Origin of the sequence: Providencia alcalifaciens (assembly GCF_915403165.1) — a bacterium.
Classification (GTDB): Bacteria; Pseudomonadota; Gammaproteobacteria; order Enterobacterales; family Enterobacteriaceae; genus Providencia; species Providencia alcalifaciens_C.
In genome coordinates this window covers 148,057-172,357 of record NZ_OU659204.1, presented here as the reverse complement: position 1 = coordinate 172,357, position 24,301 = coordinate 148,057, and the positions used below count along the sequence as shown (strand labels likewise).

Genomic DNA, 24,301 nt, shown 5'->3' with positions numbered 1-24,301 from the left:
AATATCTTCATTTACCTCATTTTTATTGCTAAACCCCAGACTGTTTCTTTACAGTAAAAGTTTCTTTAAGATGAATTAAGTCAAATCAAACGATTGCTGGGTTTCCATGAGAATACTATTAATTGAAGATCACCTTAAAACCCAAGGTTGGGTTAAAAATGGCTTAGAAGAAGCGGGCTTTCTAGTGGATGTCGCTAATGATGGTCGTGATGGACTCTACTTTGCTTTAGAAAACAATTATCAATTGGTTATTCTCGATATCATGCTGCCGGGTATGAGTGGCTGGGATATTTTAAAAATCTTACGCACCGCAAAAAGCATTCCCGTTATTTGCCTCACCGCGCGGGATGCCGTAGATGATCGTATTAAAGGTTTAGAGCTCGGTGCCAATGACTACCTTGTGAAACCATTTTCGTTTTCTGAATTATTAGCGCGCGTTAAAAACCAACTCAAAGTGAATCAGCCAACCTCAACAATCATGACTATTGCAGATTTAAAAATCGATCTAACCCGTCATGATGTTGAACGCGGAGGAAAGAAAATCATCTTAACCCGCCAAGAGTTTTCTTTATTGCTGTTTTTCGTGCTGCATAGCGATGAAATTTTACCTAGAACCTTAATTGCCAGTGAAGTTTGGGGTATCGATTTTGACAGTGATACCAATATCATCGATGTTGCCATCCGTCGATTGAGAAAGAAAATTGATGATGAGTTTGAAGTTAAACTTATCGAAACCATTCGAGGTATGGGGTACCGCTTAAATAGGCCAATAGAATGAAAAAAAAGTCGCTACGCTTTAAACTTATTTCCCTGTTTATCATTCTGATGGTCGCTAATGCTGGCGTCGTGACATGGGTTTTGTATCACTCGCTGAAGAATGAGCTGTCTGAACAAGACAATAATTTACTCGTGAACCGTGCGGAGCAGCTCGCTAAGTTAATTTCGGGTGGCATCGATATCAAAACGCTGCCGATGTATTTCCAAAGCATGATGGATATGCGCCAAGATTTGATCCAAATTTCTGATGCGAGTGGGCACATACTCGTCGCGACTAACAGCGAACTTCTGGATACCCAACCACTGCGGCTAGTTAACCTTGAGCAACTCAATATCCATGCAATCAACCATTGGCAAACCGCACAAAGCATTCCCATCTCCGCCGTTTATTTCGCGATGAACTCACCATTAGGGCAGCTCCATGTGGTGCTCGGTAAAGTCTCCGTCGACCGCAGCGGGGTATTAACCCAATATTTAACCCAAAGCGTGCTGGTATCTGCCCTTTCAATACTGCTAATGGGATTACTGAGTTTGTGGTTGCTGAAAAAAGGGCTCTCCGATATTCAATCGCTGAGCCAGATCACGATCAAAACAAACGTTCATGCGCTAAATGATCCGATCGATATTGATCAGCTTCCACAAGAGTTAAAAGAGCTGGGCGAATCAATGAATACCATGCGCCAGCGGCTAAAACATGACTTTGTTAAACTAACCCAGTTCGCTGATGACTTAGCGCATGAGCTAAGAACGCCCATTAATGCCATTCGAGTGCAAAATGAAATTACGCTCCAGCGTTCCCGCAATGTGAGCGAATATGAAGAGGTCATCATTAGCAATATTGAAGAGCTCGATAAGCTGGCACAGATGATCCAAAGCACGTTATTTATTGCTCGTGCTGAAAATAAAAACATTACGTTAAATCGAGAAAGTCTCTCAGTCTCAGGATTAGTGAATGATGTTTATGAGCTATTTTCAGCTTATGCAGAAGAGAAGCAGATTACGCTTTATTGTGAGCCTTCAACCCTCACACTTGATGCTGACCCGGTATTACTCAGCCGTGTATTCATGAATGTTATCGCTAATGCGATTAAATACTCTCACCCAAACACTCGCGTGGTCACCCAAATCGTTGATCTTCCCCAGCAACGAGAAATCCGCATCACTAACCAAGGGGAACTGCTACAAAATAGCGCGGAAATTTTCACTCGTTTTTGGCGCGGAGATAATGCCAGAACCACAGAGGGAACTGGGTTAGGACTGGCGATTGTCAAAGCGATTATTGAACTGCATGGCGGTTCGGTTAGTTTTGAACACGAGTCAGGTACCAGCACCATGACTCTAACGTTTCCTACTGTCTAAAATTTCCTACAATTAAGTAAGATGACAAATTTGTCATCTTACTGTCAGCCACTTTTATCACGCATTCGGTATAACTGATTTCATTCTTCTTTTTGCCATGGAGCGCACAATGAAAAAGTTACCTAAAATCCCTGGATCTCAAATCACGGATGAATCCATTTTTTTTATGAAGCGCCGGCAGCTACTCAAAGCCTTAGGTCTGGGGGCGGCAGGTTTAACCGTTGCAGCGACAGCAAATGCGGGCTTATTTTCTTGGCTAAGTGACGATGCACCAGCAACGCCCTCAGCGCCAAGAAAAGCACTGACATTTATTCAGCCTGATGAGTTTCAGTCATCGTTAACCCTGACACCTGAAGATAAAGTGACTGGCTATAATAACTTTTATGAGTTTGGGCTAGGGAAATCTGACCCAGCTGAAAACGCGCATACCCTCATTACCGACGAATGGACGGTCACCATTGAGGGGGAAGTGAATCGTCCTTTGACCCTTAATTTAGATGATATCAACACCAAATTTCCCCTAGAGGAGCGTATCTATCGCATGCGCTGCGTCGAAGCTTGGTCGATGGTTATTCCTTGGGTGGGTTTTCCGTTAGCCAAATTATTGGCATTGGTGGAACCTACCAGCAAAGCCAAATATGTCGCCTTTGAAACTCGTTATGCTCCCGAACAAATGCCGGGACAAAAAAGCCGTTATATCGGCGGTGGCTTGCCTTATCCCTATGTTGAAGGACTGCGTTTAGATGAGGCTATGAATCCGCTAACCTTACTTGCCACTGGCGTATATGGAAAAACATTACCCAATCAAAATGGCGCACCGATCCGCTTGGTCGTTCCTTGGAAATATGGTTTTAAAGGGATTAAGTCTATCGTCAAAATTCGCCTAACCGAGCAGATGCCAGATACTACATGGAACCTATCCGCGCCCAGTGAATATGGTTTTTTTGCCAATGTGAACCCGCAAGTTGATCATCCTCGTTGGTCACAAGCGACCGAACGTTTTATTGGTGCAGGAGGTTTAGGTCAGGTAACCCGGCAGCCTACTTTGCTGTTTAATGGATATGGTGACCAAGTCGCAAACTTGTATCAGGGGATGGACTTGCGGAGATACTTCTAATGCCCCAAGAAAACAGGCTAGTAGTGAGATTAACCAAAGGAGGCTTTCATCTTATTGCTCTGCTTCCTTTGATATGGCTGATTTTTTTAATTGATACCCAGAGACTTGGTGCTGATCCCGCTAAAGACATCCAACATTTTACGGGAATAGCCACTTTGCGTTTGCTCGTCGTTATCGCACTAATCCCTGTTATCGCTAAATTATTGCGATTTACCACGCTGTTTCAGATACGAAAATTACTGGGATTATGGTGTTTTTTCTGGGCTGTACTGCATTTGAGTAGCTATTTATTACTGGAGATTGGCGTCAATAATTTATCACTCTTTTTCGAGGAGGTTTTTTCGCGGGTCTACTTAGTGATTGGCACCACGGCTTGGCTATGCTTATTTTTGATGGCAGTGAGTTCGTTCAACCGTATACGAATGAGCCTAGGCGTATGGTGGAAAAGAATTCACATGCTGCTTTACCCAACGCTATTACTCGCTCTTTGCCACTATACTTTGTCATTAAAAACCCTAACGCCTGAGCCGATTATTTACTTAGGGTTAATAGGCGCTGCTTTTGCTTATCGTGTTTGGAGCCAACAAAAACAGCCAATCAAACCTTAGGATAAATTGGCGATCCTCAAGATCGCCAACCGATTCATCAGCGATAAAAAATCAGTTTTTTATCCGCCTCAATATTCATCGAATCCTGCCAAGCCACCAGCGTTAAATGAGCTAGCTTACTCAGCCCCACATAAAATGGAGAGTCGCCTTTTTCCTGCATTTTGTCTAAATACAGCAAGCCCCACGGCAAAATATGTTTACCGAGTAATTCAGAAAGATTTTCAGGTTGATGTTCCGCTACCCAAGCCACCATCATCATCAATAAACCAAAATGGTCTTCGGGTTCATTTTGCGTTAAGTGAATATCAATTTGATTGGCTTGCATCCACTCGCGAAGTTGCAAGGTAGACTCGCCAAACAGCACATTTTCTTTATCGAGCCAGACCGATCCCCACGGTGGAGAAGGGAGCGCGTAAGGGCCAATAAAGAGGCATTGATAGGCTTCATCAAGGGTTTCATCATCACGTTGCATTGTCGCCATCTCTGCGGCAATCCCTTGTTTTTGCTCTTCAGAACCGTAATGCCAGTCTGCTACCCACTCACCGGATACCAATAATTCGATAATATCGGGCACTTGGTCAGGGGAATAATAGAATGCCGCACCAAGGATCCGAGCTGTCACAGAAACATCATTTAAAGCGAGTTCGTTCATGGTGTGTAATCCACTGTTCATGTGTTATTTGCTGTTTTGCTTATTATTGATAAAAATTCTTGGAAACGAAAGGTTTAGCAACCATCTGATAAGCCCCAGACCATTTCCAAACCCATCAGGTTTGGAAATGGCTCGTTTGGGTTGTAAAATTAACGAGGAAAATCAATTTATTGATTTTCGCCTGATAACACAAAGAGGGAAAAACCACGCTTTTATCCCTCTTTGTCATCAACCTCAGGCTTAGCACAAGGTTGCTAAGCCTTTGAGGTGACGATTAGTTAACTGCCATGCCCACGGTCATGTGCAGACCATAGAACACACCGCGTCCAACAATCTCGCCCGCCAACACTAACAGGGTACCGATACCCAAGTTGATGACGGATGGATTACGTTTCGCGATTAACGGCATGATCCAGCAGCCCAGCCCCATCGCAACGGCGACAATCTTAATATCCATTAAGAAACCGTAGTCAGGCACTAAATCTGTTGCTTTTTGTACTGCAGTTTCAATACTCGCCAAGTCAAATCCTTGGGAAATTGCCGCAGCGGCACTCACTAATAATGCTATCGCACTCAATGCAGGAAGGCGGCGAATGCATTGCAGGTCAAACCCAGCCACACGCAATAGCAGTGCGGCTAAGATAGGCCCACCCAAGAATGCCGTTAGCACAAAGTTAATCATGGTGTAGCTATTATTCCATGTTGGTACCGTTGGAATTTGGTACACACGGGAAGTCGCCACCACAAAGATAGCCGCAAGAACAGCCACCACCACTAACCACAGTTTACCTAGCGCAGCAGGCATTTTATTTAACACTGCCAACAACCAATACAAGCCACCAAAGGCAAAGAAGATTGCACCACTGGCAATTTCATTACTCAGTGAAGAAGCCCCTAAGCGGTTGAATGCATTAAATGCACGCAATGGTGTACCCATGTGCATTGTGGATAATAAGAAACCAATTCCCATTAATACCCACAGGCCGAACATGCTGTAATGCACTTTACGGTTGAGTTCAGGGGATAATTTTCCACTTAACAAAACCGCTGCCATCACAATAAATGCACCCGCAACACTTTGACCAATAACGGTGAAAAACATCAATGGCCATTCATGAATTCCCGCGCCCATATTAAACTTCCTCCGGGTTAGCCAGATGACCCGTGGTATCACCGACAGGTTTGCTATTGGCATTCAATTTTAAAACGATATTTGGATGAGTATACTCAGCCGATGGTAACGGCGCGATTTCCGCTAAATCGCCATATTTGGCGCGTAGCTCTTCAATCGGTGCCATATCCAATGCGCGTAATGGGCAAGATTCCACACAGATTGGTTTTTTGCCTTCTGCAACACGCTCATAGCAACCATCACACTTGGTCATATGGCCTTTGGCTTGGTCAAACTGAGGCGCACCGTAAGGGCACGCCATACTGCAATAGCGACAACCAATACAGACTTCTTCATCCACCACCACAAACCCATCTTCGCGTTTGTGCATCGCACCACTTGGACACACTTTGGCACACGCAGGGTCATCACAGTGGTTACACGAAATAGACAGGTAATAGGCGAAAACATTCTGCCCATAAACGCCATCTTGCTCAGTCCAATCCCCTCCCGCGTACTCATAAATACGGCGGAAATTCACTTCTGGAGATAAATTTTTAAAGTCTTTGCAGGCTAGCTCACAGGTTTTGCAGCCAGTGCAACGACTTGAATCGATATAAAAACCATATTGCGTTGACATATCTGGCATCCTTAAGCTTTCACAACTTCAACAAGATTCGAGTGTGATGGATTCCCTTTCGCCAATGGCGATGGACGCTGTGTGGTCAGCACGTTAATGCTGCCCGCATGGTCAACGCGGTTACCATCTGGGTCATACCATGCCCCCTCACCCAAACCAACCACACCCGGTAAAATACGTGGGGTGACTTTGACTTTGACACGCACTTCGCCTCGGTCATTGTATACACGGACTAAATCCCCATGTTTCAGGGAGCGTTTCGCCGCATCTTGTGGGTTGATCCATAACTCTTGAGGACAAGCCGCTTTCAGTACATCCACGTTGCCATAGGTTGAGTGGGTACGTGATTTATAGTGGAAGCCGGTCAACTGTAATGGGAATTTTTCCATTAATGGGTCGCCATACTGCTCAAACCCAACGGAATAGACTGGCAATGGATGGATAACATCCCCTTCTTCCAGCTCCCATGAATTTTGCAGCTCCGCTAATTGCGCAGAATAGATCTCGATTTTGCCTGATGGCGTGGTTAATGGATTCGCAATCGGGTCTTCACGGAACCCTTGGTAAGCCACATGGTGACCTTTAGGGTCACGTTTTTTGAAGATTCCTTGCTCACGGAATTCTTCGAACGTTGGCAGCTCAGGTAGTGCCGCGCGAGATTGTTCGTATAAATGGCGCAACCACTCTTCTTGGGTACGATTTTCAGTGAACTGCTCACCGACACCCATACGTTTGGCAATTTCGCTGGTCATTTCATAGATATTACGGCTCTCAAAACGAGGTTTGATAGCTTGATCAGCAAAAATAACGTAGGACATATTCCCTGCGGAAGCATCCATACAGAAATCCATTTGCTCAGATGCAGTACAATCTGGCAGTAAGATATCGGCATATTTTGCAGAGGCGGTCATGTGGTTATCAATCACCACAATCATTTCGCACTTAGACTCGTCTTGAAGGATATCGTGGGTACGGTTAATTTCTGAATGTTGGTTAACTAAACAGTTACCTGCATAGTTCCACACCATTTTAATTGGCACATCCAATTTATCTTTACCACGGACACCATCGCGAGTCGCCGTCATTTCAGGGCCACGCAGGATGGCATCTGTCCACATAAACATGGAAATGCTGGTTTGTACTGGGTTAGTTAAAGTCGGCATACGCACGAATGGAATGCTGTAAGAGCCCTCACGAGCCCCCGTGTTACCGCCATGAATACCGATGTTACCGGTTAAAATCGCCAGCATTGAGATAGCACGAGACGTCAGCTCACCATTCGAACGACGCTGAGGACCCCAACCTTGCACGATATAAGCGGGTTTTGCAGTTCCAATTTCACGAGCTAATTTCACAATGCGATCTGCCGGAATACCCGTGATGGATGCTGCCCATTCTGGCGTTTTCGCTTGGCCATCAGGGCCATCACCCAGAATATAAGCTTTGTAGTGCGCATTTTTTGGTGCGCCAGCTGGCATGGTGGTTTCATCGTAGCCCACGCAATATTTATCTAAGAATGGCTTATCGACTAAGTCTTCTTTGATCATCACATACGCAATAGCATTAACCAGCGCCGCATCAGTACCCGGACGAATTGGGATCCATTCATCTTCACGCCCTGCACCTGTATCAGTGTAGCGTGGGTCGATGATGATCATTTTCGCGTTAGATTTTTCGCGTGCTTGTTCAACATAGTAAGTCACTCCACCGCCGCTCATACGCGTTTCGCCGGGGTTATTACCAAACATTACGACTAATTTAGAGTTTTCGATATCTGATGGGCTGTTACCGTCTGCCCAGCCACCAAAGGTATAATTCAAACCGGCCGCAATTTGTGCGGTGCTGTAGTCACCATAATGATTTAAATAACCACCACAGCAATTCATGAGACGAGCAATTAAAGTCGCACCCGGTGGCCATGATTTTGTCATGGTACCGCCAAGGGTGCCTGTACCGTAGTTGAGGTAAATAGATTCATTACCATAATCTTTAATTAAGCGCTTCATGTTGTTGGCAATAGCGTCGAAGGCTTCTTCCCAACTAATTCGCTTAAATTTACCTTCACCGCGTTTGCCTACCCGCATCATTGGGTAGCGCAGGCGGTCTGGGTTATAGACGCGGCGGCGCATAGAGCGTCCGCGTAAACATGCACGGACTTGATGCAGCTCTTCATACACGTCATTACCGGTATTATCGGTTTCAACGTATTTGATTTCGCCATCTACAACATGCATGCGCAATGGGCAACGGCTTCCGCAGTTAACTGTACACGCACTCCAAACAACTTTTTCATTTCCTGATGGTGTCGATGTTTTTTGCTCTGTTTCCGCTGAAGCACTAAACGGAAGAGAAAATCCTCCCGCTGCAGCGGCTAAACCTGTCACGGCGCTTGCTTTCACAAAACCGCGACGGCTAAGAGGAGCAAAAACAGCCGCTTTCTCTTTTATATTGGCCATATATAACTCGCTCACTTAAATTGCAATTGCTTAAAATAATAAGAAGTTTTTTCGCTAAAATTTTTTCGTTAAACTTTTTTTGTTAAAACAATGGAATTAAAAAATGTAGTTTGTGTGCCATTAGCGATAAAACTGCCTGTCACATAATTAGAGGTAATTAGAATTTTTGATTGAGTTAATAATATCAATCGGGGAATTTGAGAGATTGTCTTACATCAATAAACACATTGATAATCAACATCATCAATGTGTTTATGCCGCTTCATTCGCGGTTGAATCTGGAAATCCGTTATATATTAGAATATATAAATTAGAGTTTTTATAATATATAAGACCTTCATTTCAAATGATTATAAACAAATAATACAGATAAGGTTTTATCAATACCTGAATGATTTTTATTGTATTTAGCTAATGGTTTTCATGTAGAAATAATTTATTTGTAAATGATATTAATTATCAATCTTAAATATAAAATATCGAAAAGTCTCTGCTCCCAGAAGTACAATACAATTACTCGCAATTACCCACAGCGTAATATTTATCAAAAATCACAATGTACTTGCGGCTTTTCTTGGTTAAACGCGCATCTTGATACGTTTGATTCGGTAATAGGTAAAGGACGTAAGGCTGGGTATCATCCTCTGCATCACAATTGTTATGCAAAAGCACTCTAAAATAGGTATTCCCCGTATTTTTCAAGATGCCTGCATTTTGGTCGAGTGTATATTTAAAATCAGGCTGCTTGGGTCTCACAACAAAGTAAGTTTCTAAACTGACCGTTGGGTAAAACAGCGGCTGTTTACGTTGCTCATGATCATTTTGCATTTCAAGTGGCGTTTCACTAATGATGATTTTGTAATAGCGTTCCTGGTTGTCCGCGGTTCCGCGATAAAAAATTTTAAAGAATTCCTGCTCTCCCGGTAATAAAATTTTCTTCAGTGGGGTAAAGATAATTTCCCCGTTATAAATAGCTCGCCCTTGCTCATGGCTGCCCGGCTTATCAATTTGATACGCGCTAAAATTGTATAAATTGGTCTTTTTCGTATCGTTAATATAGGGCTTAGAAAAAAATTCTTTGTCGGAGTCCATCGAAGAAATATCTGAGCTAATGTATAGCGCGTTAGCACTATGATTGAAGGAAATCATCACAAAAAAAAGTAAGAATTTCAGCAAAGAATTTAATTTCATGTTTAGCCTGTTAGTGCTGAAGAATAAGGCGACTTAAGATTGAATAAATCGCCTTAAAAATGGGTCATATTTAATGAATATCGGGGCCTGTCCAGATGGCTTTTACCGTCACATTACCGCTTGCCGAAACGGTTCCTAACCAATCAATCCCATCGAGTGTAAAGAATGAATTCGCTTCATTCATTGGAAATGATAGATCTAAATTCGTGCGATAAAACGAGCCTAAATCTTCATTCGGTTTTGCCCACGGCGTCTCTTCCCATAACGCATTTTTGAGGGAGATTTCATTACTATCGCAGCTGGCTCGGTAAGACTCTAAGCTTCCCGTGTAATTTTTAAATGACAAATACGCCGAAAATGGCACTTTGAATTTGTCATCATTGGAGCTAAACAAGCAGTACGATTGCCCTTTGAGCGTGGTGCTTGGGCCTTCCACTTTGGCGGTGATAGAGTCTGCCTGCCTTGGCCCACTGGTGGTCACAATATAATTAAATTCAATTGGCGGCTCTTCATTTCCCACTTTCCCGGTTTTCGATTGATTCGGGTTAAAGTCGGCAGGAATAATGCTGATCCCATAATCCCGCGGTTTAAGAATAATAGTATTGGATGGTGTGAACTCATAATAACCAGATTGAGGTACCGCTGAGTTGGTAAATGAAAATGTAAAAAACTCTTGGCTATTTTTAAAATCAACATTGGACGACACCAACCGCTTCAAAAACGTATTAGATAAAAATATCGATACATTCTTATTGTTGCTTTTAAAGTAATAGCTCGCTGGATAAGTTGTATTGTAATAATACCAACTATTACTCCCGTCATCAGGGCCAATCAATATCGTGTTAGCAGCGGGTACAAATGGAATCAATGTATTATTAATTTTTAAACTCAACATAATATTGGCGAATATATCCCCCTTTGTCTCATGGTCGACAACTTGGCAGATAATCCCATTTTGACTTAATACGATACCAACTCTGCAAAATTGAGAGCCTAATCCCAAAGTTGGATTGCCATTACTATCAATAAATATCTCTTGCAACGCTCCCGTTGAAGTCAGCTTGATATGCCCAGATTTAGTAATATTGAATTCATGGGATGCGATAATCTGCCCACCGACACTTTGGCAAGACTCGCCTTTGCTTGGGTTATAATCTGTTTTTGTCATGCAAGATCTATAGCTATAACTTTCGGCAGTTCCTACTGGTAACTTAAGAAAGTATTGGTAAGCAGAATCGCTGAAGATCCCTCTCGCATAGTAAGATTCCCCATTAATATTACTTTGTACTATCTTGTATGCACCATCTTTCCCAAGGTATTGCGCAGGCCAATAACCACTGTCGTCATTACAATATCCCCGCATACACCGATTCCCAGTAAATGGTCTATCTATCTGAGAATTTTCTAACCAAATATCAACAAATTGGTTTGCCTGAATGGACGTATTCACATACCCCATATAGCCCAAACTAAGCTGTAGCGATTTTGAGTAACGCGTATATTTGTTGGCACCCGAAAAACGCGGGTCGGTTGTTCTCGGTGTAATGAAATATTCGTCATCAACGTTATTTTCAATAAAAACATAACTGTTAGTCACAGTGACAGCGTGCGTTGCCGCGCTCAATAAAAAATTCAAAATAACAGGGGCAATTATGAATATAAGAAATCTATTTCGCTTCATTGTTAAATTCTCATTATCTTTTCGCATAACTAGATTGCGGCTCACAGGTCACTTCACCTACCCATAAAGCACCGCGTGCGCCTTGTAGGTTTAAATCGGCTTCGCAGATCGTCTTCTCATCTTCTTGCAATAGAGAGATCACGGGATAACGCACATCAACGTCCATGGAGAATTCACCATTCTTATCGGTTTTTGTTCGCCCAATATGGTTACGAATCGAGGCATATTTGATGTATTCACCATCTGGTGATTTAAGCCGTCCAAACACCGTGACCAACTGACGAACTTCGGGTTGATAAAACGCGATATTGCCCGGATACAGCGTGACGGATTTATTGCGTCCAGAGACAATGTCAAAACTGTCTTTTGACTTCCCATCATTCATTAGCTGGATGTCGTAATCTGAATACGGTGACAATGGAATAAAGGTATTTTTTCCGCTGATTGGGTAGTTTTGCCCATTCACCTTCGCCACCATGCTACCGGCACCTTGGATCTCAGAATTAATAATTACCCCTGATTTTCCTTGGTTGCCGCTTGGTGTGATCATGCCATTGCTGTAAGCCACCGATCCGCGAGAGGTTAAGTTACCGTTGAGTCGGTCGCTATCCGGTCGGTTAATCGTGACGGTGCCCGAGTTATATTTCATGTCATAAGAGGCGTAGGCCAGCGTCGAAAAATCCGAAGCGCCATTATCTTTGTCACGCACTAACTTAGAGACCGAAATTCCCGCATTGGTAATCGGCGAGTTTTCAAAACTTTTGTTGGCATAAATATTGGCTTTCATGTTGCCGTTCGTGGAAGAAACACCCGTGCTTAACCACGTAGACAGCGGTAATGAAAAGTCCAGATTCACATATTTTTCGTTGGTACTGTTTTGACTATCATAGTGATAACGCTGCACACCCGCTCTGAGCCCAACTGTTCCATAGCGCCCAGAAAACAGCGTATTCGCATATTCGTAGTTAATTGAATCACTGCCTACGCGACGGTCTTTAGTATTACTGATCGTGAATGAACCCGTTCTATCTATAATCTTGTCGAAGTTAACTGTTGCGCCATAGGAGTAGTTATCTGCATCGTAAAGCGGTAAATCCCCTTCAATCACCGTTCGTTCTCGTGATGCCCAAAAGGAACCATAACCTTCAGGAATACTGACAGAAATCGTGCCAATGTTGCGATGGCTGCCGTGGTTTTCCAGCATGCCCTGCCAAGAAACCGAAATGTAGTTATTAATAGACGCGTTAATGCTCGTTTCTTGAACTAGGAATTTATCAAAACCGTAGTTTGACATCTGAAAGCGTATGCCAGACAACACAGGGAAATTATAGGCAAAGGACGCTCCCGCTAAATAACTTTTCTCTGGGGCTTGGCTATGGCGGCCTTCTCCACGGGCATAATTTCTTTTATCGAAATCAACATAACCCCCGTACATTTCCCAGTTCAGCTTGTCGAAGTTCCCTCCGATTGCCCCTAAGGATTTATTAATTGTCTGGTTTTGAGTTGTAACTACTTTCCCATCGACAACCGTTTCGATAGTGACATCATAGATACCAAAAGGCAGCATACTGGTATCGACTTCAAAATTACCCATTGGGAAGTTTTGAATATTAAGAAGCTTACCTTGGCGATAAATACGAACTTCGCCAGGGCTATTTAAGAAGGCATAAATAGGGGTAAGTGACTGCTGCTTATTGTTGACGACACTCTCGGAATTATTCCCGATAGTGACCGCATAAATTTTGCTACTGCTCAACGCAGTTAAGCTCGCAATGGATTGTAAATTCCACGTACTCATTAAACCCAATGCGACACGCAGCCCATTAAAATCACGCTCATACATCGCCCGGTATAATTCAACACTTGCATTGGATTTACCGATGCTATAAGCCGATGCATTGATATTAAAATGGTGTTCCGCTGCGGCAAATAACGCGTCTAAATTAAAATAGCTACTGGAGCTATTTTGGGCATTTTTTATCTGACTTTGGAATACACCTAAATCATAGTTTGCCACTGCTGAGAGTGAATTAACGGATGAATCACCTAATACAGAATGCCTTGCGTGGGTTTTAGGTGCAAATGCAGCTTTATCTACATCTAAAGATAAATTAAATGACGAAATATTTAATTTCAGCGCCGCATTATTGTCGATAACAATACCATTGTTATCATCAAAAATGGCATTTTGTTTATTTTCAATTTTATCAACCAGCAAATTATTCAGTTGCGGACCTTGCGTACTGTCAATGAGGTGAATACTCGACAACTTAATTTTACCTTGGTCAATGACAATAACTGCATCCGCGATTTTATCTTCACTTTGGTTGTTTTTAGCATCATCACTTAATCGTAAAAAAACAGGTACAGACATCCCTTCTTCCAATGCACTCACAAATGCAGGAGGAATAATATAACCACCAATTTTAATACTCTTCATCTCACTGGCATGAATGGTGTTTGAAAAAAAAATGCTTAATATTGATAAAGCAATAACACTCTTACGCATGATTAAAGTCCGTTATTAATTATTTGACGACAATGAAATCTCCTTTGTGCCAAATACCTACGCTAGATTTTTTATTATTAAGATCGACAAACTGTAATTTCACAGCTAAATGTGGCATGAGGTAATAACGTTCACGACAAATACCATCCACGCTGTATTTTTGTTTTTCAGGTAAACACGGTCCTGATGCCACCACACGAAATGAACTATTCCCTATATTGGAAACTTGGGAGTTTGCATATTGGTAATTAAATTTTTCAATTCTTGGTGCAACAACCAAGATAGTGCTAATGGTTGCCGAAGTTGTCGCTGAAGCAGATTTTGTACTTTGTGTGACACCACTTTCACCAATAGGGTCATCTTTCCAATTTAATCGGTAATAACGTTCTTTATCGTCCTTAGGGCCTTGATAAATAATTTTAAAAACATCTTTTGCTTGCCCCGGCAAAATTAAATTAGCAGGGGTTGATAATATTTCGTTCGGATCCGTGACTGGAATGACTTTTCCATTCTCAAGTGGCGAGTCTATTTTCTCGATAGTTAAATTAACAAGTCTTGCTGTATTAACCGTATTTTCAATTTCTTTTGCTAATGAGTCTTCATCTGGCGATATAATTTCAGTAATATTTCCTACATTAACCGCAAAACTCATTTTTAGTGGAAGAATAGATAATAAAGCTAATGCGAGTGTTATTTTTTTCATAATTATTAATTTTAAAAAAGATAACGATAAAGATAATATTTCCCTATAGTATCTTTATCGTGAAAATTAGTTATTCACTAAGCGTAAATAATCAATTAAGGCGCTGGTGTGAAAGTACCATCCCAAGTTGCAGTGAACTGAACTTTAACATCACCATCCCATGAACCGTCGGTCAGTGCTTTGAAGTCTGTCGCTGCGCCAGCCGCTTCCGCGCTAGCGATAACGAAGGTGAACTCACCACGGTCAGTTGCACGCTCTGAACCATTGTAGATACCATCCGCAGCTAAGTTATCTAAACCTGATGTTAAGCCTTTTGATGTATCGATTAATACGGTGTCAGTTGTTTTATTCAGATCTTCACCATTCCATTTAACGCCAACAGTTAATTTAGAATCATCTGTTGTTCTCGCTAAGGTGTTAGAAATGATTTTTGATGCTAATTTAAAATCTGTTGCACCTGATTGACCTTGAATAGCGATATCAAATGCGCCATTTTGTTGGTTAAAGCTTTTCTGACCTTCTGCATAGTTAAACGTTAAGCTTTTTAATGGTGTAACAACCAGCATACTTGTCGTATCTTTAATTGCGGTTGCTTGCCACGTTGCTGTCGCTTGGGCAGTACGAGTGTCAGCGTTAGCAACTGTAGCAAAGGAAGCAGCAATAATTGTTGATAGCAAAACAGATGCCATTTTTTTATTTAACATTTTGTTCTCTCTATTTAATATCCATGAAGAAAAAATTTAATTGCATAGCATAAAAAACACATTCATTGTGTGTTTTATAAAAAACAATCGAATTTCCTAGAGAATATGCTTAATAAAATAACCAGAATTAACTGATTATTTTATTTCTAATTTAAGAGGGGAAATTAGCAGTTATTTATAGTTTTTGTTGAGTAGTTTCCCCAGGAAGTATATTTATTCACACTTCCTTTATTACCCATTGTTTTTTCAGAGTCAGCATGTTTTTCGACATATTTAATGACATCGACCCATCGTTTATCTAGAATATTTAAAAAAATATCAAGCTGATCTAAGGTAATCGAAGTAATTCCCATTTCATATCTTGATATTTGTTGCTGGCTGATTCCTATTAATTTTGCCAACTGCTTTCCCGTCATATTCTTTTCTTTACGTGATTTTCTTAAAAAAGCTCCCACCTGGCCACTAATTATATTAGATTTCATTAACCACACTCCAATATAAAGAAACAATTTATTTAATTTCCATTAATAATAGATATATTAAAATAAGAGTAAAAACGTTTATACCGATCGAACGAGATTATTTTGATAGGTACAGCCTATTAAATATCAATTTATTGATCGTCGCGCTTTATTAAGATACAACAAGCATGAGTACACTTAATATGATAGGTAGAATTAACTACCTGATATATATTAAATAAATATCTGTTCAATTTATTTAATATATTTTTTGTTTTTTTTTAATGAGATTTACGCGAGAGGAGTAAAAACATAAAAAAACGAGATAAAATAAATTTTCAATTACAATAAATTACAATTTGAAACAGCTAAATTGTTTTTTCCGAAATAAAAAACTCATGAGATGAGTAATATACCAATATAAAAATATATTTCTACAGCCTAATTCTCTATCCTGCAATAATTTCCACTTCGATTATCAACTTAACAACAACTAACCCGTATCATAATATTTACAATCCAGATTGTATGCCATAAAAGCGCTATAAATTGGACGTATCAGAATGCGGTTCACACATATATTAATACATCTTGCTTCATATGTAGCGATGGCTTATTAAAAATATTCTCTTTTTATATCGTTTGTTGATTTTTCATTCAAATTTAGGAAAGGGTATAGAAGATACTACTGGAAAAGCATTGCCCCTACATTAGAGGCAATGGAATAGCGGATTTTTTAATTTAGTCGAAAACTATTTAACGCCTTTAAGCTTCTTCATGGTTTCATCCACGTCAATCTCATCTTCAGAGAACGTTAATGTTGTCCCATGCTGCGTTTCAATGATCAGTTTTTTCAGCGCACGAGTCGCTCCCGGCTTGATGTTTGTTTTAGGCTTAATGCTATTCATTAGCGCACCAATCGATAACACGGTATTTTCTTTATCAATACCTGTATCTGCCGGAACATCTTCATAATAGATACGAAAAGATTTGATAGCCGTCAGCTTAATACGCTCACCAGCAATATAGATATATTTACTTTCAGGGATCACTTTAACAGCGAAAGCCGATAAGCCTTTATTATTGGTGGTCGGCTCAAAAGTTACCTCAGCCCCTTTTTTAATCAGATCGGGGTTAGACACTTTAATCACATGAAAATAACGGTTATCCCCGTTTTCATCTTTGAGAAATCCAAAACCTTTATCTTCAAACCACGTTGTGATTGTTCCGTTCATTGCCATGCCACCTTCTTTATTGACTCAATTTCACTGCGTGCAGTATAAAACACAATGCTGGCCCAGACTACGCCTTTAGTTTTAGTCTAACCTATCGACTCATAACGTCATCGTCAGATAACGCAAAATTGGGTATTATCCATAACCACTTTTTATCGAGATAACCTGATGTCGACGATTATTGATACCTTTATTGCGCCCCCTTGCCATGATGACATTGAAATCATTGAGCAGGATGAGCACCTTATTATTATCAATAAACCTTCTGGGCTCCTGAGTCTCTCGGGCAAGAATCCACAAAATCTCGACTCAGTACATTACCGGCTCGTTCAACTATTCCCTGAATGCACTCTCGTGCACCGCCTTGATTTTGGCACTTCTGGTGTAATGGTTATCGCTCGTAATAAAGCCATAAATGCAGAGTTATGCCGACAGTTTAGTCAACGAACCGTGACTAAAGCCTACAGCGCACTACTATGTGGGCATGTGAAAAATGATAATGGTGTGATAGATGCGCCGATTGCCAAAGACCCGGCGCTGTTTCCCCGAATGTCGATTTGTGAGACTCACGGTAAACCGGCGCGTTCCTATTATCAGGTGATTGAGCGGTTTTATCGTGAGCTAGACGTTGGGCGTAGGTTGCCACTGACGAGAGTGAAGTTTATCCCAGAAACAGGACGAACCCATCAGCTGCGCATTCACAGCCAACTTTTCGGTCATCCTATTTTGGGGTGCGATCTGTATGGAGGCTTACTGCCCGCAGAGATAGAACCTGCGCCGAGGCTGATGCTGCACGCCAGTGAATTGGATTTAATTCATCCGATAACTGGAAAACCCATTCATGCTCGCAGCGAGAGCCCGTTTTAAACAACTACCACATTAAATCGTCTGGAATTTTAAAATCTGCGTACGGATCGTCTTCATCCTGCTCTTCCTGACTCAAGGCGTTATTTAATACGATGCTGCTTTCATCACGCTGAGCGATTTTATCCGCCACACTCGCAGGAATAATCGCGTAGGAGCTCACTTCTGGATTGTCAGTCGCTAAACGTGCAATAGCGAGGCGACCGCTGATGAGTTGGGTTTGCGTTGTTTTATCAACGGCCACTTGCTTGATGACGTTATTATCTGTGAAGTTAAAGCTGATATTGCCTTTCGCCACGTCAATTTTGTTCATCTCAATCAGCTGCTTTACCTGAGCTTTATACTCTTTCGTCAGTGCCACTTGTTTTTGTTGATCATTCAGTTGCTTATCACGCTCAAGCTGCGCTTTTTTATTCTCTTCTACCGCTTCTCTGGCTTCTCTAGCCTGTACTCGTGATTTCTTCGCTGTGCGCTGTACCTTCGCCATTTTTTTACTGGTGACGAGTCCCGCTTGGAGCATTTGCTCTTGTAAGGTGAGTTTTGCCATGTTGGTATCTAAGCCTGTTGAGTGAAATTCAAGGGATTATACCTGTTATTTCAGCGAGAGTGCTAGGGAATGGGGAGCAAAGGCTCTGACAGCTCCCATATCGCCAATCTTCAAGTGACATTACGTCATAGGCTATTTTTATACGTAAAAAAGAGATTATTGATATTCCACCTTGAGCCTTCCTGTTGCTGTGAATGCCCCAAACTCGATCTCTTTCTTTTCATTCAAAACCGGAGATACGCTCAGTAATGGCTTGTTAGAATAGGTAAAATTACGGTACTCATTAGGGGCTAATAACTTATTATCTGCTTGAATTTTTAAACCTAATTTTGGATTTGATGTTTTCACTAAAGTGGCATCAAAATCTGAAATATCACTCTCAAACTTGAGTTTTAAATTTGGGTTACTCGATGTATTACCACCGCAGTCTATAGCGTAATGAATATCTCTTGTATACCTTTCGCTGGTGAAACCATTCAAGTTCATTTCACCAAATGAAACCTCAATAGGGTTACCAGGCCCGTCATTACCATAAATATCACAAGTACTTTCAATCACATCCACTTTAATCGTTAATGAGTACGTTGCTGCAACACAAAAACCACTAAAAAAAATAATCAACGTGTTAATAAATACTGTAAATAATAAAAAGAATCTTTTTTTTATTCTTTTAATAAAAATCATCATAGCGATTCATACTCCAATCGTTATAGCCAATAAACTGCGTTTTAATTAATCACAATCGATAGAATGGCATTCCCAACCCTCGAACCAGGCTCAGGATTTCCCAATGCAGATAATGTGGAGTTAACGGAGAATGCTAAATGGGTATTTTTCTTTATCTCGGCTTGAACCACATTATTCGACATACACTTTCCTGAAACACATACATCCAAGTGGCTTTTTACGCCTTGTGATAAATCAACTTCATTTTTAGGTAAAAATTGAAATGTGGCACTCATGTCCCCAGTGCATGAGATATCCCCATTAACTTTAGCAATATTACCATTCACATTATTTGCGTTAACTTCACCATGAGATAGGGTTAATGGCATAAATACATTGCAAGAAGGTAATACTGGAATTTCTGCAACATGATTTGAACACGTTGTACCCACTTCTTTCTCATTTACAAATATTCGCAAACACATATCTGCATAACCCGACGAAGAGACTTGGGTAGCAAATACGTTTATATATCTAACGGAAAATCGTCCATATTTCACACCAAAATCAAGAAGTGTATCATTGCAATGCTTTGAGGAATTTCGTGTGACCGTATACGACTTCACGACGCCTAAATTATATATATTACTAAAGCCATCTAAAAGATAAGAGGATGGAGATGCCATCATTTCAAATGTACCTATTGATGTCTTAGCTGTTACAATAACTTTAATATTACATTCTGGATTGGTACTATTTCTAATATTATCGGGAATATATAAAAAATAAGGCCCTACTGTTTCTGGAATTGTATTGTATGCATTATCAACAGATGGATGTTTTATACTTTTAGCATAAATACTATTTGGATTTAATGGATTTGCACTCACATTAAAATCAATTAAAAATAATAAAGTCAGTATAATTGACTTTATAAAGAAGATGTTTTTATTTCTTAGCATTACGCTATTACCTATTCACTTTTATCAATCATTATTTTTAAATACGATGGAATTAATCATATAGCATTTCAAATGCAATCAATGCAGAGAAAGCACCGGGAATAAGTGGGCCGGATGTTCTTATTGCAGAGACATAATATATTAGGCTATTTTGACCCGATGAGATTAACGTAGGATTACTCGCTTTTCCTATTGGCAATATTTTTCCAGCTGAATTTGCGACTTGTAATCCAAAACCATGTGCACCATTAATACGAATAATGTTAGAGTTCTCAGGCACGCTTGCTGCTAAAAATTTAACTTTAACAGCGGGTTGCGTGCTACTCCACACTGATTGCCCCGTTTGGAAATTTTGCAACTCAGTTTGGACTTGTAAGCAATTTAGCAATTCAATTTTGAATGGTACAGGTTGCATTGTTCGTTCAGAATGATTCAGCTCACTGAATGAAATATTGCCCAACGATACCGATTGGTTACTGGATTCCATCGCTAATTCGCATGGGTTTTCAGTTAAAGATCCTGAAACATGAATGACACCATGTTGGCCACCAACCTCCCAGCCATCTGTGGGTCTGAATAAATAACGGTTATCATTGGCAACTGCGGGCAATACTGCAACTAAGCAAAGTGAACCGACGAGATATTCTTGGCGCAACCAGCGATATAGATTTGAGATCATAAAGATATCTCCATTTAGCTTCATTTTGGCTTTATTATTTAGTTAATGAATTTGATACAACGGAGCATATTGTATTTTTACAATCAAACGTCAGTTTTGGGCGACCACCATAATCATTGATATAGGTAATGACTGGCGTATTTCCTAACTGTTCACTTGTTATTCCTATGTTTTCCTCACCAAACGGTGTGATCATGATGGGATTAAATTCTTTTGCATCCGTATTTGCATGAGCACCAGCATTAATTATTGTGATGTAATAAGGTGTTGGGTTCTTTGCAATAACAAGATTCCCTTTTCTTTCAAGCTGCATTTTTTCTTGCCATGGCGCGCTATTTTGTTGTGGTGCAATAACAGCCGGACGATAAAATAATTTTATTTTTGTTTGTAATGCAATCTGTAATATATTTGGTTTATCACTTTTAGGCGGAATTTCACGCATATTAAAATAGAATAAAGATTCTCTATCCTGTGGTAAATTTTTTATACTGGGTAGAGATTCAATTTTCATTTGGCTTGATTTCCCTGGTTCTAATCGTTGAACCGGTGGAAGTACAATTAATGGCGATGTTATTTTTTTACTTTCTTCATTTTCAATCCATCCCTGAGCAAGATATGGAAGCTGTTTATTATTATTATTAATATTTAGCGAAACTGACTTATTTTCCCCATCAAATATAATTCTTGTTCTATCTAATGATACTGCAGCCTCAGATACATTCATTAGGGCTAAAGAGCCCAAAATACCACTGATTAATATCGTTTTAATATTCATTCGATTATTACCTTTATCTATTACTTTTATCTGGTTAAATTCAATCGTCGTTTAAAATGAAAAATGATTGAGTTTTTTAGCTTTTAATTGCTTACTGGCAAGGAAGTAATAAGCTATCTTGGATTTCTTGATTCATTAGTTCAGATGGGAAAATAATTTCACAAGACCTATTTTTACCCCATGAGACATTCATAACTTCGGAGGAATGAACACCACTAATATAGGTATTACCTAAATCACCAACAATCCCAACATTTTGTTTTTTGTGATTTGTCACCTGGGCACCCAATGGGGGGTGAGAGCCATCACTTAATGCAATTACGGTCATTATTTTTTGACCTGAAATAACGAAAAATGAACGATATCCTACCGCCCCTTCCGTTAATGTTGCTTGAACAACTGACTGCTGGGCATCAACATCTTCAGGCAGTTTATTTAAATCAATTTGAGCCTTGTTACGATAATAGCTACTGACATCGGAAATAACCGCTTTCCCAAATCGATTCGATTTGACTGGAGGGCCAACACCACGAATAGCAATATCGGGAACACTATCCGTATCAACAAGTAGGCGAGTTCCACCTAGATTATTCATGCGGTGAGCTACCGCACCTTCTGTCGTCAAGGTAAAGCCACCTGCAGCAGACAAACCAACAGCACTGTATTGATTATTCGTATGACTCGCATTGGCCGACCAACGAGCATTATCACCTTGATGAGTAATAAAGGCACTTGCGGTGCCGCCTTTTCGATTAGCTCCAGCACTGATTTGATAATTTGTTCTATCGCCTAATCGATCGTAATAAGAAATTCGGTTGGTGGTATCATCACGGCTTGTATTCATCGAATAGCCAATATTGGCCCCATTACTTAATGGGAAAGATAATGATACATAAGCGCTATCATCTTTAACTTCATTATAGAAACTACGATTAGCAGATACACTGATACTCACATTTTTAATCGAACCGATATCCATATATTTCGATAGCATCAAACTATAATAATCATTGTCCGGTCGATCCCAATATGTCTGATGGTTGTAGTTTAAATATAATGATAGCCCTATATCGTTGAAATTTTTATTCATTGATATCGTGTACAACTCCTTACTACCGTAATAGCGTTCACCCGTTTTTTGGGTATTCAGAAAATCACTCATACTCATATAGCTACGCTCCGAAAAACGATAGCCTGCAAATTGTATTTGGCTATCGAATTGTTCAAATCGCTTAGAGTAGTTGATACGATATGAGCCACCACTTAATGTATCTTCACCCGACAAACGAACAATAGACTGTGTTACATCAAATGAAAGTGCGCCAAAGGCAAGTAGGTCACGGCCAAAACCAATAGATAACGCATTATAATTTTGGCTATTTAAACTGCCGCCAATTAAAGACCAGCCATTGCTTATACCCCAAGAGAATTCTCCCGTAATAAAATTTTCCCCTTCACTTTGACGGTTGATATTCGTTGGCTGTCCTAACGCTAATTTATATTGAACTTGTCCTGGCCTTGTCAGATAGGGCAAATTTGCTGTATCAACCTGAAATTCTTGAACAGAGCCATCTTGTTCTTTAACAATGACATCCAACGTTCCCGTTATGGCATCACTTAAATTTTGGATGCGAAAAGGTCCTGAAGCAACTTGGGTTTCATGCAATACTCGCCCTTGTTGCATGACAATTACCGTCGCATTACTTTTTGCTATCCCTGTTATTTCCGGTGCATATCCACGTAAATTTGGAGGCATCATACTCAATTCAGATTGGAGGCTAGCACCAAGAAATCGGAATCCATCAAAAATATTTGAGGCCAAATAGTCTTCACCCAACACTAATTTAGCCTTTAATGCCGACAATGCCCGATAAGCATAAAAACGGTTCCAAGTGAAATCAGTTTGGTTGCTACCTTGTCGACCTGTGGTATAGATATAACGACTCTGCCAGTCAGCTCTAAACCGCCAAGCGCCCAAATTAATCCCCGTCACCCCATTGCTGTTTACCGAGGATGAATCTGTGCCTCCAATGTAGGAGCGTGTTGTATTCGCATTGACATTATAATCAAAAAGTAATGCCGATATTCCATCATCCCAACGGGAAGGCGGATCCCAATTTGGTGAGGTATATTCCATATAAGCTTGAGGAATACTGACATATAACGATGATGTCGCTAAATCCCCTCTCAATAATAATCCGGGTAAGCTTTTCTCATTAAGGCACAGCCCCTCATGCCACCATGTCAATTTTTTCAATGACTCTGGAGTTAATTCTAATTGATTAACCAATTCAGGGGATAAACAAGGTAAACTATTCTCGGGGTCATGCTCACTTATATAGTAAGGTATCTCGACATCAGAGATCTGTTCATTGTTAACTTTTAACGTAAAATTATAAACACCAGGCATAATATACCCAGCACGAGAGAACTGGTTTAAGTCAATGTTATTTTTGTCTTCTAAATCTAAAATGTCAGTATTAAATTCCATATAATTAGTCGCAGTCGCTGTTAATGAAATAAAACCGACTATTAATCCAAGAATAATACTTAAAAATTTTAGTTGCAGTGTATGAATAGGTAACGAAGACATAAAAACATTCC

General features: G+C 40.4%; 22 protein-coding genes. 5 read left to right on the top strand and 17 right to left on the bottom strand.

The annotated features are described in order from the left end of the window. The first annotated feature begins 106 nt into the window (after positions 1–106). The 4 genes from LDO73_RS00755 (at position 107) to LDO73_RS00740 (ending at position 3,861) form a co-directional block, all read left to right on the top strand. Positions 107–778 carry a heavy metal response regulator transcription factor gene (locus LDO73_RS00755; RefSeq protein WP_224059760.1) on the top strand — a complete coding sequence of 224 codons (672 nt, stop codon included), beginning with the start codon at positions 107–109 and terminating at the stop codon, positions 776–778. After that, on the top strand, positions 775–2,136 hold the full coding sequence (locus LDO73_RS00750; protein ID WP_224059759.1) for a heavy metal sensor histidine kinase: 1,362 nt from the start codon (positions 775–777) through the stop codon (positions 2,134–2,136). Before LDO73_RS00755 ends, LDO73_RS00750 begins: the two co-directional genes overlap by 4 nt. A gap of 109 nt (positions 2,137–2,245) precedes the next feature. Further along, positions 2,246–3,253: a protein-methionine-sulfoxide reductase catalytic subunit MsrP gene (gene msrP, locus LDO73_RS00745; RefSeq protein WP_224059758.1), complete on the top strand. Its 1,008-nt coding sequence runs from the start codon at positions 2,246–2,248 to the stop codon at positions 3,251–3,253. Beyond that, entirely contained in the window at positions 3,253–3,861 is a 609-nt protein-coding gene (locus LDO73_RS00740) for a sulfite oxidase heme-binding subunit YedZ (RefSeq protein ID WP_224059757.1), read from the top strand. The genes msrP and LDO73_RS00740 overlap by 1 nt, the downstream gene beginning before the upstream one ends. Before the next feature lie 37 nt (positions 3,862–3,898). Here the strand turns inward: LDO73_RS00740 and dmsD are convergent, their stop codons facing one another. The 11 genes from dmsD to LDO73_RS00685 form a co-directional block, all read right to left on the bottom strand. Beyond that, positions 3,899–4,513, bottom strand: a complete 615-nt coding sequence (dmsD, locus tag LDO73_RS00735) for a Tat proofreading chaperone DmsD (protein WP_224059756.1) — start codon at positions 4,511–4,513, stop codon at positions 3,899–3,901. A 274-nt stretch (positions 4,514–4,787) separates the two neighbouring features. Further along, a complete protein-coding gene (locus LDO73_RS00730) occupies positions 4,788–5,645 on the bottom strand; it encodes a DmsC/YnfH family molybdoenzyme membrane anchor subunit (protein ID WP_132496824.1) in 858 nt (285 codons plus the stop codon). A 1-nt stretch (position 5,646) separates the two neighbouring features. Next, the gene (locus LDO73_RS00725; RefSeq protein ID WP_224059755.1) at positions 5,647–6,264 is read right to left on the bottom strand and encodes a DMSO/selenate family reductase complex B subunit; all 618 of its coding nucleotides are present in this window, start codon (positions 6,262–6,264) and stop codon (positions 5,647–5,649) included. Between the two features lie 11 nt (positions 6,265–6,275). Further along, complete coding sequence (gene dmsA / locus LDO73_RS00720; protein ID WP_224059754.1) at positions 6,276–8,720, bottom strand: dimethylsulfoxide reductase subunit A; 2,445 nt, start codon at positions 8,718–8,720, stop codon at positions 6,276–6,278. A 513-nt stretch (positions 8,721–9,233) separates the two neighbouring features. Further along, the gene (locus LDO73_RS00715; protein ID WP_224059753.1) at positions 9,234–9,911 is read right to left on the bottom strand and encodes a fimbrial protein; all 678 of its coding nucleotides are present in this window, start codon (positions 9,909–9,911) and stop codon (positions 9,234–9,236) included. 70 nt (positions 9,912–9,981) lie between these two features. After that, complete coding sequence (locus LDO73_RS00710) at positions 9,982–11,619, bottom strand: fimbrial protein (protein ID WP_336431856.1); 1,638 nt, start codon at positions 11,617–11,619, stop codon at positions 9,982–9,984. Further along, positions 11,606–14,101: a TcfC E-set like domain-containing protein gene (locus tag LDO73_RS00705; protein ID WP_224059751.1), complete on the bottom strand. Its 2,496-nt coding sequence runs from the start codon at positions 14,099–14,101 to the stop codon at positions 11,606–11,608. Before LDO73_RS00705 ends, LDO73_RS00710 begins: the two co-directional genes overlap by 14 nt. A gap of 19 nt (positions 14,102–14,120) precedes the next feature. Continuing rightward, entirely contained in the window at positions 14,121–14,804 is a 684-nt protein-coding gene (locus tag LDO73_RS00700) for a hypothetical protein (protein ID WP_224059750.1), read from the bottom strand. A gap of 95 nt (positions 14,805–14,899) precedes the next feature. Then, the gene (gene ecpA / locus LDO73_RS00695; protein ID WP_108478643.1) at positions 14,900–15,508 is read right to left on the bottom strand and encodes a common pilus major fimbrillin subunit EcpA; all 609 of its coding nucleotides are present in this window, start codon (positions 15,506–15,508) and stop codon (positions 14,900–14,902) included. A gap of 164 nt (positions 15,509–15,672) precedes the next feature. After that, on the bottom strand, positions 15,673–15,990 hold the full coding sequence (locus LDO73_RS00690; RefSeq protein ID WP_224059749.1) for a helix-turn-helix domain-containing protein: 318 nt from the start codon (positions 15,988–15,990) through the stop codon (positions 15,673–15,675). A 731-nt stretch (positions 15,991–16,721) separates the two neighbouring features. Further along, on the bottom strand, positions 16,722–17,210 hold the full coding sequence (locus LDO73_RS00685; protein WP_224059748.1) for a cold-shock protein: 489 nt from the start codon (positions 17,208–17,210) through the stop codon (positions 16,722–16,724). A gap of 162 nt (positions 17,211–17,372) precedes the next feature. Between LDO73_RS00685 and LDO73_RS00680 the strand changes: the two genes are divergently transcribed. Further along, entirely contained in the window at positions 17,373–18,071 is a 699-nt protein-coding gene (locus LDO73_RS00680; protein WP_224059747.1) for an RluA family pseudouridine synthase, read from the top strand. Between the two features lie 4 nt (positions 18,072–18,075). Here the strand turns inward: LDO73_RS00680 and LDO73_RS00675 are convergent, their stop codons facing one another. The 6 genes from LDO73_RS00675 to LDO73_RS00650 all read right to left on the bottom strand — a co-directional run bounded on the left by LDO73_RS00675 (position 18,076) and on the right by LDO73_RS00650 (position 24,290). Further along, entirely contained in the window at positions 18,076–18,615 is a 540-nt protein-coding gene (locus LDO73_RS00675; RefSeq protein ID WP_224059746.1) for a DUF2058 domain-containing protein, read from the bottom strand. A gap of 156 nt (positions 18,616–18,771) precedes the next feature. Next, entirely contained in the window at positions 18,772–19,302 is a 531-nt protein-coding gene (locus LDO73_RS00670) for a fimbrial protein (protein WP_224059745.1), read from the bottom strand. Positions 19,303–19,343: 41 nt separating this feature from the next. Further along, a complete protein-coding gene (locus LDO73_RS00665) occupies positions 19,344–20,243 on the bottom strand; it encodes a hypothetical protein (RefSeq protein WP_224059744.1) in 900 nt (299 codons plus the stop codon). Positions 20,244–20,295: 52 nt separating this feature from the next. Next, positions 20,296–20,922 (bottom strand): fimbrial protein, encoded by a 627-nt coding sequence (locus tag LDO73_RS00660; RefSeq protein WP_224059743.1) that lies wholly within the window; start codon positions 20,920–20,922, stop codon positions 20,296–20,298. A 34-nt stretch (positions 20,923–20,956) separates the two neighbouring features. After that, positions 20,957–21,697: a fimbria/pilus periplasmic chaperone gene (locus LDO73_RS00655; protein WP_224059742.1), complete on the bottom strand. Its 741-nt coding sequence runs from the start codon at positions 21,695–21,697 to the stop codon at positions 20,957–20,959. 91 nt (positions 21,698–21,788) lie between these two features. Further along, positions 21,789–24,290, bottom strand: coding sequence for an outer membrane usher protein (locus LDO73_RS00650; protein ID WP_224059741.1), 2,502 nt, complete (start codon positions 24,288–24,290; stop codon positions 21,789–21,791). Positions 24,291–24,301 lie beyond the last annotated feature (11 nt).

Coding starts and splice junctions, on each gene's coding strand:
- LDO73_RS00650 (WP_224059741.1), bottom strand. CDS start 24,290: ATGTCTTCGTTACCTATTCATACACTGCAACTAAAATTTTTAAGTATT.
- LDO73_RS00715 (WP_224059753.1), bottom strand. CDS start 9,911: ATGAAATTAAATTCTTTGCTGAAATTCTTACTTTTTTTTGTGATGATT.
- dmsD (WP_224059756.1), bottom strand. CDS start 4,513: ATGAACGAACTCGCTTTAAATGATGTTTCTGTGACAGCTCGGATCCTT.
- LDO73_RS00700 (WP_224059750.1), bottom strand. CDS start 14,804: ATGAAAAAAATAACACTCGCATTAGCTTTATTATCTATTCTTCCACTA.
- ecpA (WP_108478643.1), bottom strand. CDS start 15,508: ATGTTAAATAAAAAAATGGCATCTGTTTTGCTATCAACAATTATTGCT.
- msrP (WP_224059758.1), top strand. CDS start 2,246: ATGAAAAAGTTACCTAAAATCCCTGGATCTCAAATCACGGATGAATCC.
- LDO73_RS00725 (WP_224059755.1), bottom strand. CDS start 6,264: ATGTCAACGCAATATGGTTTTTATATCGATTCAAGTCGTTGCACTGGC.
- LDO73_RS00710 (WP_336431856.1), bottom strand. CDS start 11,619: ATGCGAAAAGATAATGAGAATTTAACAATGAAGCGAAATAGATTTCTT.
- LDO73_RS00670 (WP_224059745.1), bottom strand. CDS start 19,302: ATGATGATTTTTATTAAAAGAATAAAAAAAAGATTCTTTTTATTATTT.
- LDO73_RS00740 (WP_224059757.1), top strand. CDS start 3,253: ATGCCCCAAGAAAACAGGCTAGTAGTGAGATTAACCAAAGGAGGCTTT.
- LDO73_RS00655 (WP_224059742.1), bottom strand. CDS start 21,697: ATGAATATTAAAACGATATTAATCAGTGGTATTTTGGGCTCTTTAGCC.
- LDO73_RS00705 (WP_224059751.1), bottom strand. CDS start 14,101: ATGCGTAAGAGTGTTATTGCTTTATCAATATTAAGCATTTTTTTTTCA.
- LDO73_RS00660 (WP_224059743.1), bottom strand. CDS start 20,922: ATGATCTCAAATCTATATCGCTGGTTGCGCCAAGAATATCTCGTCGGT.
- LDO73_RS00730 (WP_132496824.1), bottom strand. CDS start 5,645: ATGGGCGCGGGAATTCATGAATGGCCATTGATGTTTTTCACCGTTATT.
- LDO73_RS00675 (WP_224059746.1), bottom strand. CDS start 18,615: ATGGCAAAACTCACCTTACAAGAGCAAATGCTCCAAGCGGGACTCGTC.
- LDO73_RS00750 (WP_224059759.1), top strand. CDS start 775: ATGAAAAAAAAGTCGCTACGCTTTAAACTTATTTCCCTGTTTATCATT.
- dmsA (WP_224059754.1), bottom strand. CDS start 8,720: ATGGCCAATATAAAAGAGAAAGCGGCTGTTTTTGCTCCTCTTAGCCGT.
- LDO73_RS00685 (WP_224059748.1), bottom strand. CDS start 17,210: ATGGCAATGAACGGAACAATCACAACGTGGTTTGAAGATAAAGGTTTT.
- LDO73_RS00690 (WP_224059749.1), bottom strand. CDS start 15,990: ATGAAATCTAATATAATTAGTGGCCAGGTGGGAGCTTTTTTAAGAAAA.
- LDO73_RS00755 (WP_224059760.1), top strand. CDS start 107: ATGAGAATACTATTAATTGAAGATCACCTTAAAACCCAAGGTTGGGTT.
- LDO73_RS00680 (WP_224059747.1), top strand. CDS start 17,373: ATGTCGACGATTATTGATACCTTTATTGCGCCCCCTTGCCATGATGAC.
- LDO73_RS00665 (WP_224059744.1), bottom strand. CDS start 20,243: ATGCTAAGAAATAAAAACATCTTCTTTATAAAGTCAATTATACTGACT.